The sequence below is a fragment of the Shewanella sp. SW1 genome (assembly GCF_025653545.1).
Taxonomy (GTDB): Bacteria; Pseudomonadota; Gammaproteobacteria; order Enterobacterales; family Shewanellaceae; genus Shewanella; species Shewanella oncorhynchi.
Genome location: NZ_JAKKSG010000004.1, coordinates 211147 through 226381, shown reverse-complemented (window position 1 = coordinate 226381; position 15235 = coordinate 211147). Strand labels below are relative to the sequence as shown.

Here is a 15235-nt window from a genome sequence, read left to right as displayed (position 1 = left end):
TTTAAAGGGCGAGTGATTATGTTATCGCCCATGATGACCTTATTATTAAGGATTAAGCAGTGAACCGAGCTGCAGAAATGTTTAGATTGCGCCGACAAGCCCGCTCGTCGGTGATAAAATCCTGCGCAAAGTTGAATATCACGCCCTAAGTGCGAACAAGAAAAGAGAATGAAGATATGACTGAATTAGAAGTAATCGATCTGCAAGTGGGCGAAGGAAAAGAAGCGGTAAAAGGCGCACTGATCACTACCCAATATCGTGGATTTTTGCAGGATGGTACCCAATTCGATTCATCCTATGATCGTGGTCAGGCGTTTCAATGTGTAATTGGTACTGGCCGTGTAATTAAAGGCTGGGATCAAGGTATTATGGGGATGAAAGTCGGTGGCAAACGTAAGTTGTTAGTCCCAGCTCACTTAGCCTATGGCGAGCGTCAAGTGGGGGCACATATCAAACCAAATTCTGATCTCACCTTTGAGATCGAATTGCTCGAAGTGCTGACTCGCGACTAAGCGTGACAGGACTGCGAGAGTCTGTGTAAGCTCAATTGAGCCAATATGATTCTGGCTCATTTTGCACTCTTCGCTATGTTGCTTCGGCATTGGGTGATTTACACTGGACTCAATTTTCCCACTTAAAGGAAAGAGATTTGTCGTGGCTTCGGATACTGCAGCAGAGTTAATTGCGCAACTTCAGGCTGAGATCGCTCAGCTAAAAAGTGAAAACGCTCATTTAGCGGCGTTGAATTATCGTGCCGAAGAAAAACTCTTTGCGGCCCTCGATGGTAATGGTTTATGTCTATGGGAACAGCATATTCCAAGCGGAAATTTAACCATATTTAACATGCGCTGGGGTGAAATGCTCGGGTTTAGTCCTGAAGAGTTTGCTGCCCATGTTGATATCTGGAAAAGTAAATTACACCCCGAAGATAAAGAATGGGTGATAAAAGCCTTTGAAGATCATGTGAATGGTCAAGCCGATTACTATCAAGCAGTTCACAGAATGCTACACAAAGATGGCAGCATAACCTGGGTGTCCGATCGTGGGCGTATTGTCGAGCGCTTAGCTGATGGAACACCACTGCGAATGATGGGCAGCCATATCGATATTACTCAAGAAAAGCGCTACGAAATAGATTTAGCCCGTTTAGCCCACAGTGATCCACTCACCAACTTAATGAATCGCCAAGCTATTGCCAAAGTATTCGATGAATCCTCGCAACCAGATATTCGCGGTGCGTTATTTTTTATCGACCTTGATGGTTTTAAAGCGTTAAATGACCGTCACGGCCATAAGTTTGGTGACAGCCTGTTGATGCACGTTGCGCATACTTTGGTATCTCATGCAGGTGAATTTGCGCAGATCGCACGGTTAGGGGGTGACGAGTTTGTGATATTACTGCCGTCATTTGATCGTGAATCTTTAGGGGCGCTCGCACAATCATTGCTCGATGTTTATCGAGATAAATTCCTACTAGAAGGTTGTGAAGTAGAGGTAGGCCTGAGTATCGGTATTGATATATTTGGCTATGGTGATAGTTTTGCCGAGAGTTGTGATCGCGCGGATGCCGCCATGTATCGCGTGAAACACCAAGGAAAGCATGGATATTGTTTTTATCAGTCGTCGGAATAATGATCCAAGCCTGCAGATCTTAGTAATACTTAATTTATATTTGATTACAGTGCCTTATTCGAACAAAAAACCACCTTTAATGGTGGTTTTTTGTTTTTAGCTTTTTAAGCTTAGTGTCATCAGCTTATGGAGTTACAAAATTAAATGGTTGATGGCAACTGACACAATAGTTTTCAGATTTTTTGTGTACATGGTGGCACTTACTGCAATCAGTTTCGGTGTCGAAGTGGCGATTTTTATGGGGATTGGTTGGTTTTACATCCGCCGTTTTTTCCGCTAATTTCTTAGTGTTGTGGCATTGTACACACTTGAGCATAGGGACGGCTTGTCGTTCTTCTGCACCATGGCAGCTTGCACATTTAAGCCCTTTCGCCATATGAGTTTGATCGAGTAAAGTACTCTCTTTAGCGAACGCGCTGCCAGCGAAAATACCCAAAATAATAGCCAATATAATTGTTAAGTTTTTCATTGTTTGATCCCATTATTCATTTCACAGGATGCCAAAATGTGAGGCATCCATTATTGATGACTATGTGTTCTATAGTTTTGCTACATATTTGCCAGCTAAATAGCCGAAGGTGTAGCAGCGACCTAAAGACAAGCCAAATACCGTTAATGGGTAGTCAACGCCACCGTAGAAACCTGCGCCTAGGTTACCAACAATGAATAAACCTGGAATTTCCTTACCATCGGCATCAAGTACTTGGTGGTTGTCGTTAACGAGAATTCCTGAACATAAAGTAGAAATACGCATACGACGGTGAATACCGTAAAACGGTGGTTTGAGCACTGGTACCATTTTACTTTTAGGTTTACCGAAGTCCTCATCTTTACCTTTTTTGCACAGCTCGTTATAACGGTTAACGCTGGCAACAAAGGTTTTTGGATCGCACTCTAACTTCATAGCCAATTCTTCTAATGTGTTAGCTGAATGGGTGTTGATCAAAGAGGGAAATACTCCTGTTTTCTCACCAGGAACTTCAGGCATGTAAACTTTAAGCTCTTCAGGAGAATAGAGGTGGCCAGGCCAATCCTTCGCTTGCGTCATATAGTCAGAATCAAATACTTGTGAGTAATGCCCCGCATTCTGCTCATCTTTCAAGTAGTTATTCATTAGAGACATCTCAACCTTCTCATTCACAAAGCGCTCACCTTTACGGTTTACCGCTAAGAATGGCATGTCACACATGGAAGCCGGGCCGGCATCGAAGTCGTGCAACATTTTGGTATGTCCAACAGGTTCAATAACGCCGCCAGCCCAATAGGCCATAGCAAAACCGTCACCAGTACGATCCATTTGTTTACGTTCAAAGTTTTTCAGTTCGGGGATGAAGAAGTCACACATGGCTTTGTTATTTTGATAGTCACCAGAGGACAGAATGACACCTTTCTTCGCTATGTATTTGTGGTACTTACCATCACGAGTTTGAGCAATGACGCCGATGACTTTTCCTGACTCATCCTGAATTAATTGTTGTGCAGGAGTATTAAAGAAAAACTTAACGCCTGCTTTTTCTGCTGTTTTAGCTAATGCGCGCATAGCATCACCCGTGGTGTAGGGTTTAGGGCCGCAGAAAGAAGTGATAAAATTTAAACGGTCATCAGTATCAGCAATTCCGCGAATACCGTGCTGCACTTTGGTACCTTGGTCAACAATCTGGCCGCCACCTTGTTTCACTCTATCGATAACCCAAGTGACAGCTTCACCTGAATTGTAAGCCCATTGCTTAAGAAGACCGGGATGTGAACGGTGCGCGTTATCCGCCATTAAACGGCTAACTAAAGCTTCAATTGCTGATTTATCACTGTTTTTCAGGTCAATCCCTGAACCAGTGTTTCCTTGAGAGACTGGGATGGCTTGCTTTTGTAAACACGCAACGGTTGCACCACTTTCTCTGGCTGATAGAGCCGCAGGCACACCAGAAGCTCCAGCACCGACGACAACAACATCAAAGGTTTGGGTTGTTGCAATATCTTTATCAGCAATAGGTTTTGGCTTAGGTAGAAAATTGAGCGTTGCGCCACCAATTTCGCCATATTCAGTGCCAACTTGAAGTGGTGCTGCACTCGCTGAAGCAATACCAAGACTTGCAAAGGCTAAGCCACCACTTCCCACTGCAGCTCGAGTTAGGAAACTTCTTCGAGATATACCATTCTGAAGCACGCTAGCAGTGTATTGATCGATTTCTTTCGGTTTCTGTGAATGCTCTTTACTCATTTTGATACTCCTTGGGTCCTCATTGCTAAGGTCGATATGACATCGTTAGCAACGACAATGGATCTGGCCATAACCGCATGTGATTTGTTTGCTTTAAAAACTAGAAGTGCAGTTGTGTGAAAGTGATTAAATTCTCATTCATTAACAACATACGTTTAAATGTATGACATATGACAATAAACCAAAAGAGGTATTAATTACATCTTTGCAGTGCTTCACAAAATGCTGGCATTTTGAGCGATGAATGTGATTATTCTTTTTAAAACAATCTAATATAGGACTTTATTGAATGAATAAGTTTGGCGACGTGGGAAATATGAGCGTCTGATTTTATGCATGTTTAAGTAGTTAACAAATAGGGACTATTTATAAATAAACATGATTTGAGGTAGGCCACTTCAATATTGTTGAGGTGGCCTTTGGGCTTTAATGCCTTGGGTATTATTTAGGTGTTACACAGGTAAAATTGGCGGCATCTTCAACATTACCTATACCATTGTATTTTGCGAATTGGGGGTATGGGCAGAGGACCCGAGTTCTGCTTTTTGACCAATCACTGGGTAGTTCGGCATTTTCAGGGCGGACTGAAGCCGTGATGTTTTGGGGTTCGACTCCTTTTTCAACCCAGTCAACCAATGCGCGGATCATGTTAAATTTATCTGTGGTAGGACCGCTGCCGCAATGATTCATCCCAGGGATAAGGAATAAACGGGCGAAGGTTTCTGCGTGCCCAGCATTGGCCTCGGCTAATTCGTTATACCAGTTCACTGTATCATTGGCTGAAAATACGGGGTCAGATGTTCCATGGAACAACATCATCTTAGCGCCGCGATTTTTTATGACCGAAAGATCCGTTGGCTGGGGCGGTGTCATAAAGTCTATACCCGATTCGGAGTAAATCGAATCCGTGGCATAGATCCGTTGGGTATCCTCATCCATGCTAAATGATTGCACAAATTCCAAACTGGATTGTTCAGTTGCACCATTAAAGGGAGTTGGTGGCGAGCTAAAAATAAAACCAACGGCACCAGGGTCTCGATTGAGCGCCATGTTATATTCCCAGGAAGCCCAACCTGATGCGCCGATACCCGCATCATATGGGAAGTCAGTATAAATGGCTTCACCTGTCTTGCTGTTATGGGGCCCTGCCATGATATTGCCGAGTACCTGCTTTTGCTCTGCTGTTAAGCAGGTATTATCTCTGTCACTTGAACAGGTTGGAACATCACGTTCAAGGTCAAAGGTCTTTTGACAGGAATAGGTGTCGGTAATAATGCCATCGCTCACGCCGTCAAGGGCATCACACTGCTCGAGGACTTTTTGGGACACGAGGGAGAATTCTTCAGGGGTAATGGCGGTTTGTAGTGTGGCTAAAATATCAGGACCATCAAATTCAACCAGCTTTGAATACTCTTGAACACCATACATTTGCGCTACTGCAGCTTTAGGTAAGTTAAATCCAGGGTTGCCTACCAGAAAGCCATCGTACATATCGGCAAAACGACTGGCCGCGACCATAGTGTGTCTACCACCGTTAGAACAACCGGCAAAATATGATCTATCAGGTTGTTTACCATATGCTTTTTTTATTAAAGCTTTCGCCATTGGCGTTAACTCGGCCACAGCATTGTAACCATAGTCAAGCCTTGCTTGAGGATCTAAACCAAAGAAAGGGGTTGGTGCTGGATGCCCCATATCAGAACTTATCACAGCGAACCCTTCATTGAGGGCGGCAGAATCTGGGCCTGCGGAAAACACTAAGCGGCCAACCGCCTTAGCGATCGAACCGTCGAGGCCGCCATTGGCTTGATAATAGAATCGACCATTCCAGTTAGTGGGTAAACGCATTTCAAAGCCGATCGCATAGCGGGTTTCTCCCGCAATGCCAGTTCCCATCCTTTCATTCATATAACCCGTCACTAAACAATGTTCTGGTGCTCGGTAACGTTCAGTAGCACTATATTCAACATTGCCAGCCGCAATAATTTGTGAGTTCGTTATCACAGTATTTTTGAAATTATATTGTGAAGCAATTTCACTACATAGATTCAGTGTGGCGGGTGTGGCCGAGGCTAACTGTGGTAATGGGGTTTCGGCGTTATCGTTATTTCCACATCCGCTAAATAAAAAACATGACATAGCAACGGCTGGAATAAGTAAGAAATTCTTTGTTTCCATTTAATCTCAATCCTTAAGTCAAAGTGTTTACCGCAACTTTTACTTGGGTATGGGTAATTTTGCGGTACAAAAATTGGGTGTATCGAACAAGGCTGATACACCCATATAAGTTTTGGTGCAGGGGAGTTAAAACTGATGAACTATTTACCTAAGGCAAATTTATAAGTGACATATAAACGCAGATCATCAAGATCTTCAGCTTGATCAAAATCGACCATGGCATAACGCGCCTTAAGGCCTAGGCCCGATAATATGCCTGAAAATTTATAGGCGATTGAAAAGTTTGTTTCATTAAAATCTGACGCAGTCCCCTCTGGCACATCGTACTGCCCATAAAAGGCATAGGCTTCTAATCCACTCGCCCCTAATTTTTCAAAGTCATAGGCCAGCTTTAACGCGTTGACCTCTTCATTCGCCCGTGCAGATTGATATACCTGTTGAATGACCACTTTTTCATCGCCCCATGGGGTCAGCACTGTGTCATCCCCGGTTTTGGCGTACATATAAGTGAGATCTGCCCCCGCCAATTTGGCGCCTAGATGGAAGCCATATTGATAGGTATCGAGTGGGCCGCCGGTTTCTTCACCAGTGGCTTGTTGTGTTAAATAAGAGGGGGTTAAGTACAGATTAGTCGCACCTAACTGAGTGGATAATTTCACTTTGGCATAGGTTTGATTGAAAACATCTTCCATGCTGTAGTGCCAAAGATGGGCTTCAGTTTGGACTGTCTTAAAGGGCAATTGATATTTAGCACCTAGGGCATAAACTGGGTTATCGGCAACATCTGCCACAATACCCGCTCTTGCTAATTCGCTTTGTACCGCCTCTTTTACGGATACGAAGCTATTATCAGACCAGCCCATGGAATCTGTAATATAGAGTGCTGATAACGTTAGATTGTCAACACTCTTATTTTCTGCTGAAAAGCCGCGAAAAGTTCGTGGGATCGCACGAATGTCATGGGGATTCATCATTGGTGTGCGCAGTTCTTGTGCACCTAATTTGAATTGAGTATCCCACCAATTACCTTGGACAAAATACTCCTGTAAACGGTTGACGTTGTCATGATCGCCAGCGGCATCGCGAGCAACTAGGCCGTAGACATCATCTGAATCATTGGTCCAAATGGGATTTGCAGATGCGAAGCTGGTCCCAAAACTGAGGCCATTCACTTTTGCGGTATTGTAATAAAACAGTCCGCCAAATGACGTATCGTGTTTAGTGTTCGTCGTATTATCAAAGTCACGGGTAAAATCGAATAAGCGTAATTCCCCTTTTAACGTACCTTGGCTAAACATTTGATCAATGCTGGTATCTGCTGTAGCTGGAATCGCTAGCGTAGATAGCACAAGCAAAGATAAATAAGATTTTTTCATCATCATCTTCCCTATTATTAGTAAGCCCTGATCAGAATTGTCTGAGCTAGTTAAAGAAATTATGTTTAACATTCTTAGGTTAAATGTATGACGTATGACTAATGCCGACAACGAAGTTAAGATGAATATGAGAAACTAGTTACGAAATTCGCACAGATGTTACTTGGATCAACAAAGATGAATGTTTTTTAATCACTAATGTAGGAAAGATGAGAGTACTTTTTCTGCGTTAATGCGGTTTTATGCTAGTATGGCGACACTAAGCATATTTGGGATAATCAAGTGCATATCTTCAAGCCAATTAAGCAGATAAGAGCATCGAGTGAAGTCGGGCAGCAACTGAAAAATGCTATTTTAGACGGCGAATATAAGGCTGGCGATAAATTACCCTCTGAGCGCGAATTAATAGAATTATTTCAAGTTAGTCGCACTGTGGTGAGAGAGGCGATCAAAAGCCTCGAAGCGGGTGGATTAGTGGAGATTCGCCAAGGTGCAACAGGCGGCGCATTTGTTAAGCACTTAACCTTTGAACGTTTAAGTGATGCTTGCCAAGATTTATTTCTAATGGGGAAACTTTCCCTTCCTGAACTGTGTCAAGCACGCATGCTGATTGAGCCGCAAGTGGCTAGAATGGCTGCTAAAAATTGCACTCCAGAGCAAGCTAAAGCTTTGCAAGAGGCGAATAGTCATGAAAGTGACTCATTGGCTTATCCCGAAACTGTCATATTGCGATCTCAAGTACATTATTTGCTCGCTGAAATGTCTGGAAATCGCTTTTTAGAAGCGATCGTAAAATCCTTGTTGGTTTTATTAAGTAATCAAACGACTAAGTTTCAGCCACCGACTGATGAAATTCATCCTTTAGGTTTGCATGATGTCATTGTCGAAGCGGTTATCGCAAAAGATGGGGCGAAAGCTGAGGCCGAAATGTTTGCACACCTTGAGGATTTTAATCGGCGCCTAATAGAAATTGAGCGTAAATATATGGATAAACGCGCTTAAGGCAAAGAGTTGCAACCCCAAAGTTCAACCGCGGCTGTTTGTTTGTTGGGTACGCCAATCCAATGACTCATGGCTTGGCATTGCACTTTTCCTGAGATTTGAGTGAAGCAAAGTTCAAAATCCCCTGCTTCGGGCGTGCGACCTAAGCGCAACACAGGCAAAATGGGCAGCTTGGGCTGATAATGCCAGCTGCCATTTTTAAGATAGGCATCATCTGGGATTTCCATTCCAGCACCCGTACCTTTCACTCTTGCTTCGACCAACACTAATCCTTGTGGCGTGACGTTATAGTCTTCCTCCCAGCGAATTTTTTCTATGCTGTGGTTCCATGCCAAGGTGAAGTTGTCTGTGGGCACTTGTGCCCACAGTGTGCCCGCTAGGCCTAAGCACAGGCCTAGCATCTGTTTACCTTCAATGGCTGATTAATAACCAATAATATCAATGGCTTATCCTTGCTCTGCAAGACGTTTGAGTTTGCGTGCTCGCCAGCTGTGTTGCACGATAAATAGCAGCGCGAGCCCAAAGCCAATTTCATCACTCAACGGCGTAGCAAGAATTAAGCTCGCACCCGCAAGGAAGCCGATAACGCGTTCCCACCAGTAGAGTTTTTGTAATAGATATCCGGTAAAGATGACGCCCCAAATACCAATACCCACAGTCGCTTTTAGCAAGACAAACCCAGTGGCTAACCAGCTATCACCTTGAAGCATCAAAGCGGGATCGTAAACCGCCATAAAGGGGATCACAAAACCTGCAATGGCGATACGGATTGCCCAAAGGCTGATCTTAAGGCCTGATTCCTTCGCGATTGGTGCTGCGGCAAAACAGGCTAAGGCAACGGGAGGCGTGAGATCGGCCATGATGCCGAAATAAAATACAAACATATGCGACACAATCAGTGGCACACCGAGGTCGAGTAATGCGGGAGCGGCAATCGAGCTAGTAATAATGTAGTTAGGGATTGTGGGGATCCCCATGCCGAGCACTAGGCAAGTGACCATAGTTAACACGAGTGATAAGAACAAGTTATCTTGGCCAACGGCAAGAATATAGCTCGCGAAGGTCGAGGCAATTCCTGTCAGTGACACTATGCCGATAATTACACCGACTAAAGCACAGGCGATACCCACAGGCACGGCATGACGGGCGCCTTCTACCAGTGCATGCAAGCAGATGGTGAGAGTATCTCTGCCGCCTTTAATAAACCAACAAATGGCGACTAATAAGGCGATAACCCCAAATACGACCCCGATCCCGAGTTGGAAGAAGCCAGCGCAAAGGATGCCAAGGGCAATCCAAAAGGCAATGCGCATTGCCATTGAGGAAAGCCGCAGTACTATGGCTGAGCCTAAAATTACTATCGATGTGAGGGCGAGTCCTACCATGCCTGAGAACAGCGGCGTTCTACCCGAAAACAGCAAGTAGACTAAAATAAACAAAGGGATAAGGAGATACCAACGCTCTTTAATTGCCGCCCATGGATTCGGGCACTGATCTTTAGGCAGGCCACAGAGATTGGCGCGTTTGGCTTCTAAATGCACCATCCAAAATACGGAGCAGAAATAAAGTAGCGCAGGGATCAATGCCGCTTTGGCTATCTCGATAAAGGGGACGTTAATGGTTTCGGCCATGATAAAGGCCACTGCGCCCATGATCGGCGGCATGATTTGGCTGCCCATACTCGATGTTGCCTCTACCCCGCCGGCGAAGGCTGGGCGATAACCGAATCGTTTCATGAGTGGAATGGTAAATTGGCCCGTTGTGACCACGTTGGCAACACCTGATCCTGTAATCGTCCCCATCAATGCCGATGACACTACCGCAACTTTTGCAGGACCGCCGAGCTTGTGGCCAAATAATCCCATGGCAAAGTCGGTAAATAAACGGATCATTCCGGCTTGTTCTAAAAAGGAACCGAAGAGAATAAACAGGAATATATATGTCGCCGACACATAGGTTGGTGTGCCGTATAGCCCTTCGGTACCGAAGGCTAATTGATTGATGATCTGATCGAATCCATAGCCGCGGTGCATTAAGTCACCGGGTAAATATTGGCCAAATAAGCCATACATCAAAAAGATGCTACAGATGATAGGTAGCGCCCAGCCCATGACTCGGCGCGCTGCTTCAAACACTAATACGATCAAAGTGATACCTATCACTATATCCGCATCGGTCAGATCGCCTGAACGTTGAATTAAGTCGGCTTCGAAATACCACTGATAAGCTGCTGTGGCCATGCCAGCTAGACCGAGTAGCCAAGCGAGTGGCTGCCAAGGCTGAGATTTTCCTCTAGCGGGATAACTTAAAAAAACCACTAACAGTAAAAAGCCCACATGGGTGGCACGCAGTACTTGAGTCGAGACGGGATGAAAAGCGGCAGTGATGATTTGAAAAATAGAAAAAATTAAGGCTGTATAAAATAGAGCCTTGGGCCAATCGCCAGTATTTGCGCTGAGACCTTGTTGGGGATCACTCATATTATGCCTCACAGCATTAGACTACAGAGATGATATAAACGAGATGCCGTTATTTAACGGCATCTCAATTGCTTAGTTTGGAATAGGATGCACAGATATCAGTAAAACTTAGAGTGCACCAACTTCTTTGTAATAACGTTCTGCACCTGGGTGCAGTGGTATTGGCAGATTTTTCGTCGCTTTATCTACGCTGATGGTCTTCGCGGCGGAGTGCGCGTTACCGAGTCGGTCTAAGTGCTCGAACATGAGTTTTGTCATCTGATAGGCTAAATCATCCGATACACCGCTTTGAGTCACCAGTAAATTTTGAATGGCGACGGTAGAAACGTCGGTGGTTTGGCCTTCATAGGTGGATGCTGGGATCACGCCATGTTGATAGGCGGGATTGTTAATCTTAGCGATCACATCTTCTGGAATTTCAACAAAGTTGATTGCCATAGTCGCAGCTAAGTCACGGATAGCAGCCATGCCGAGACCGGAAGATTGTAAAGTGGCGTCTAATTGACGATTTTTGATTAGCTCAACGGATTCGGCATAGGGTAAAAACTCGACTTTCCCCATGTCTTCGTAACTTAGTCCCGCAGCCTTGAAAATCGATCTGGCATTGAGTTCTGTCCCTGATTTAGGGGCACCCACTGAGATACGTTTTCCCTTTAAATCGGCCAAGGTTTTAATACCAGACTCTTTATTGGCGACGATTTGAATGTAGTTAGGATAAGCCGAGGCAAGTACTCGGATTTTATCCAGCGGCGTTTTAAAGCCTGCATCAATATCACCTTGATATGCTGCTGCGACTGAATCACCTAAAGCGAACGCTAATTCACCACGACCCGCTTGCAATAAATTGAGGTTTTCTACTGAGGCTTTAGTTGCTTGAACTGAGGTTTTAGAACCTTCGATTCCTGTGCCGTAGAGTTGCGACAGCGCAACGCCAATAGGGTAATACACACCACTGGTGCCGCCTGTGAGAATGTTGATAAAGGCGGGGGCAGCAGCCATAGCGGCAGCACTGAGTGTGAGGGTCACTGCTGCGCCGACGGCGACAAAACGTTTTTTGATTTTCATTATGAAATATCCTTATTTTTTATAGTGTTATGTAGGGTCTTTCGAGCGGTAAATACCGTAATCAGCTCAATATAACTACATAAAACCTGAAAAAGGTCAATTAGGCTATAGTCGATAGCTGCTACTTTTGTATCACAAAACTGAGATCTGAGACTGTTTTGAGCAAGGTTGTATTGTGAGGTAAAACTTGGTTGGTTCAATGCAGCGGGCAATAAAAAGGGCTAACCTAAGTTAACCCTATTTGTGTTATTAGAGGACAAACCTCCTAATAACAAGACACTATTTAGTGTTATCTAAGAAACCTTTAGTTGCGTTTTTCGCATGTTTTGCTGCTCTTTTCTCTTTAGGAGACATCAGCGGTTGTTTCTTCGATTCTTTACGGTTTTTTTGCTCTTTACTCATATAAAACTCCATGTACTCTTTGGTTATTCATCAGGCTAATCATGTAAGCCGTACTTAATTGAACCTATTCCATGACGTCCTGATTGAAGCGAAATTTTTATCTCGAATTACAACATTTTAAATTACAAATATCTAAAATCATTGATAATTATCTGTGAATTTATTTGCCTCAATGAGCGATTACAGCAAAATAATCTTATCACCGAATTCCGTACCATGATCCATCTATCACTTAGAATAATTCATGCTAATGCTAGCGTTAACCTGTATAAGAAATATGCGAACAAGGACACAGTACCTCTATTTTCGTCAGTGTTTGTGGTTTTAGTGGGCCCTAATTGGAGGCTTAACTAAGTACCATATGCCTAACGTCGGCTCGATTTACCTAACATGCCACCTAATATACCGCGCAAAATTTGTTTACCTAATTGGCTTCCAACCGTGCGTGCCGCTTGTTTTGACAAGGTTTCAGCTAACCCTTGGCGGCGCTTATTGCCAAAAATGAGTTCACTGAACCAACCTTGTTCTTCGGCTTTTTGGCCCGTTTGAGCATCACTTGCTGTGGTTGTGGTGTCGCTGGTGGCGTTACCAACTCGTCTTTGGTTAAGGCGTTCGTAGGCCGATTCGCGGTTGATTAACTGATCGTATTTACCTCCAATCGGGCTTTGGGCACGGACTTGTTGTAACTCCTCACTTGTGGCGGGTCCCATGCGGCAACGTGGCGGTGCGATGAGTGCGCGCTCGACCATAGTTGGCACGCCTTTGTCGGCTAACATAGACACTAAGGCTTCACCTACAGCGAGCTGGGATATGACGTCGCTAACAACCAGTTTGGGGTTAGGCACAAAGGTTTCGGCGGCGGTTTTAACGGCCTTTTGATCCCTTGGCGTGTAAGCTCGCAGGGCATGTTGAATACGATTACCTAATTGTCCGAGAATTTCGTTTGGGACATCATCAGGAAATTGCGAGCAAAAATAAACGCCTACGCCTTTTGAGCGAATTAGGCGCATGATCTGTTCGACGCGTTTTAATAGACTCGGTGGGCAACCCTCAAAGAGTAAATGCGCCTCATCGATAAAAAACACTAGCTTAGGTTTTTCGGGATCGCCGACTTCGGGCAGATTCTCAAATAATTCTGAGAGTAGCCATAGCAAAAAACTTGAATATAAACGGGGAGTTAAAATCAGTTTGTTTGCTGCTAATAAATTGATAATGCCGCGTCCTTGCAAATTAGTGCGCATTAAATCTTCAAGCTGTAACGCGGGTTCACCAAAAAAGTCTTTGCCGCCATCGCGCTCTAATCCTAGTACCGAGCGTTGAATCGCTGCGAGGGATTGGGCGCTGATTAAACCATATTTGGCGGAGATTTCTTTGCGTTCCTCGGCAACTAAGGCCAGCATGGCCCGCAGATCATCTAAGTCGAGCAGTAATAACCCTTGGTCGTCCGCCAGTTGAAAGACTATGTCTAAAATACCGTTCTGGGTGTCATTCAATTCTAAAATTCGGCCGAGTAAGGTCGGGCCCATTTCGCTGATGGTGGTACGCAGCGGGTGGCCTTGAACGCCCGCTAAATCCCATAACACTACAGGATTGGCTTCGTTGTGATAATCCTCAATGCCAATTTGAGTTGCCCTTTGTAACAGCTTTTCACTTGGGGTACCCGCCATCGCTAGACCCGAGATATCGCCTTTAACGTCTGTGATAAAAACCGGCACGCCTTGGCGTGAAAAACCTTCGGCAATACTCATCAGCGACACGGTTTTGCCTGTCCCTGTGGCACCGGCAATTAACCCATGGCGATTGGCATACTTAAGATTTAAGTGAACCTGTTGTTCACCTTTTCCTATTAATAGCGTATTCAAAGGCATTCCTTATGTTAACGGTAGGGCTTATATTGGAATCGTTGCAGCATCCTTATTTAAGCCACTGTGTATCTAATCCACTTTAGTGTCGTCGTTCATGCGTATAAAAATTCATCATTGAGTGTTGGCCTTAGCGTAATTTATGTCAACATGGGGTCTGAATAAGCTTGATATCACTTAGCAAAAATGTGTGATTGGCAATATGGGCGTTACCTATGAATGAGGTGTGTTATTTGGGTCATTCACTGAGGTGTGCTTGATGGTGAAATTCCCTTTGATTATGCAGCTCTTGTTCTTTACTGTGCTGACATCTGCTTGCACCGAATGAGTCAATCTTATGAGCCTATGCGAGATAAACAGCGCTGTGTTGCTGAGGCGGATAAAAGCCGTTATCAGTATGCAAAAGTAAAAGCAGTAGAAGAAAATCAACGGCTGAAAATGGCCAAAGAACAAGCCACTCAAAAATCGTTAATGTAGAAAGGATATCTATGAAAGGTGCGGGCGGAACACAGGGCGGGACGGGACAATTTTTTATGGGTCTTGCCATGATGTGTGGCGGATTTTATTTATTGTTCAATGCAATACAGGTGAGCTCTAGTTTTGGACTGGGCTATGGCTTATATCGAGTGAATGCCTTTGGGCAAGGCATGTCGATTACCACAGGCATGGTGATGCTACCGTTTATTATCGGCATTGTGATGGTGTTTTTTGACGCTAAGAGTAAGTTAGCTTGGCTGTTGAGTTTAGGTTCGCTTACGGCCTTGGTTGTGGGCGTGATCAGCTCGATTCAATTCCACTTTAAATCCATGTCGGCCTTTGAACTTATCGTGATCCTCGTTTTGGCCTTTGGTGGTTTAGGGTTGTTTTTACGCTCACTAAAAGACGCGCCCACAAGCGATACACAGGCGAAATAATCACTAGACACTTAATCACTAGACTCTTAACCGCTAGGCGCTAGAGTGCAAATACGAAATCAGAGTTGTGCATCTAAGCGACTTTAATAGCGGTTTAATGAAAGTT

The 15235-nt window shown here is 44.4% G+C and carries 14 protein-coding genes; 5 read left to right on the top strand and 9 right to left on the bottom strand.

Translation table 11 applies throughout. The features are described from left to right. Positions 1–176: 176 nt before the first annotated feature. Positions 177–512, top strand: a complete 336-nt coding sequence (locus L5M71_RS05635) for an FKBP-type peptidyl-prolyl cis-trans isomerase (protein WP_011845636.1) — start codon at positions 177–179, stop codon at positions 510–512. A 142-nt stretch (positions 513–654) separates the two neighbouring features. Further along, complete coding sequence (locus tag L5M71_RS05630; RefSeq protein ID WP_219253132.1) at positions 655–1632, top strand: sensor domain-containing diguanylate cyclase; 978 nt, start codon at positions 655–657, stop codon at positions 1630–1632. Positions 1633–1756: 124 nt separating this feature from the next. Here L5M71_RS05630 and L5M71_RS05625 read toward each other — a convergent pair whose 3' ends face one another. The 4 genes from L5M71_RS05625 to L5M71_RS05610 form a co-directional block, all read right to left on the bottom strand. Further along, entirely contained in the window at positions 1757–2101 is a 345-nt protein-coding gene (locus L5M71_RS05625) for a cytochrome c3 family protein (RefSeq protein ID WP_105250378.1), read from the bottom strand. Positions 2102–2170: 69 nt separating this feature from the next. Then, positions 2171–3850, bottom strand: coding sequence for an FAD-binding protein (locus tag L5M71_RS05620; RefSeq protein WP_263206565.1), 1680 nt, complete (start codon positions 3848–3850; stop codon positions 2171–2173). Between the two features lie 441 nt (positions 3851–4291). Beyond that, on the bottom strand, positions 4292–6028 hold the full coding sequence (locus L5M71_RS05615; RefSeq protein ID WP_263186538.1) for a tannase/feruloyl esterase family alpha/beta hydrolase: 1737 nt from the start codon (positions 6026–6028) through the stop codon (positions 4292–4294). Between the two features lie 140 nt (positions 6029–6168). After that, positions 6169–7407, bottom strand: coding sequence for an OprD family porin (locus L5M71_RS05610; protein ID WP_263163738.1), 1239 nt, complete (start codon positions 7405–7407; stop codon positions 6169–6171). 279 nt (positions 7408–7686) lie between these two features. On the opposite strand from L5M71_RS05610, the gene L5M71_RS05605 reads away from it, so the two are divergent. Then, on the top strand, positions 7687–8406 hold the full coding sequence (locus L5M71_RS05605) for a FadR/GntR family transcriptional regulator (protein ID WP_113939236.1): 720 nt from the start codon (positions 7687–7689) through the stop codon (positions 8404–8406). On the opposite strand, the gene L5M71_RS05600 is transcribed toward L5M71_RS05605, so the two are convergent. From L5M71_RS05600 to L5M71_RS05580, 5 genes are all read right to left on the bottom strand, one after another. Beyond that, positions 8403–8807 carry a DUF1850 domain-containing protein gene (locus L5M71_RS05600; RefSeq protein ID WP_105250374.1) on the bottom strand — a complete coding sequence of 135 codons (405 nt, stop codon included), beginning with the start codon at positions 8805–8807 and terminating at the stop codon, positions 8403–8405. The genes L5M71_RS05605 and L5M71_RS05600 overlap by 4 nt on opposite strands. Before the next feature lie 45 nt (positions 8808–8852). Continuing rightward, a complete protein-coding gene (locus L5M71_RS05595) occupies positions 8853–10886 on the bottom strand; it encodes a TRAP transporter permease (RefSeq protein WP_131524216.1) in 2034 nt (677 codons plus the stop codon). Between the two features lie 108 nt (positions 10887–10994). Then, positions 10995–11951, bottom strand: a complete 957-nt coding sequence (locus tag L5M71_RS05590; RefSeq protein WP_105250372.1) for a TAXI family TRAP transporter solute-binding subunit — start codon at positions 11949–11951, stop codon at positions 10995–10997. 279 nt (positions 11952–12230) lie between these two features. Next, on the bottom strand, positions 12231–12353 hold the full coding sequence (locus tag L5M71_RS05585; protein ID WP_105250371.1) for a hypothetical protein: 123 nt from the start codon (positions 12351–12353) through the stop codon (positions 12231–12233). A 365-nt stretch (positions 12354–12718) separates the two neighbouring features. Continuing rightward, positions 12719–14215, bottom strand: coding sequence for a DUF853 domain-containing protein (locus L5M71_RS05580; protein WP_263206562.1), 1497 nt, complete (start codon positions 14213–14215; stop codon positions 12719–12721). Positions 14216–14467: 252 nt separating this feature from the next. Here L5M71_RS05580 and L5M71_RS05575 point away from each other — a divergent pair, with 252 nt between their 5' ends. Continuing rightward, positions 14468–14692 carry a hypothetical protein gene (locus L5M71_RS05575; protein ID WP_247651605.1) on the top strand — a complete coding sequence of 75 codons (225 nt, stop codon included), beginning with the start codon at positions 14468–14470 and terminating at the stop codon, positions 14690–14692. Positions 14693–14703: 11 nt separating this feature from the next. Continuing rightward, positions 14704–15129, top strand: coding sequence for a hypothetical protein (locus tag L5M71_RS05570; RefSeq protein ID WP_107949438.1), 426 nt, complete (start codon positions 14704–14706; stop codon positions 15127–15129). The last annotated feature ends 106 nt before the right edge of the window (positions 15130–15235 follow it).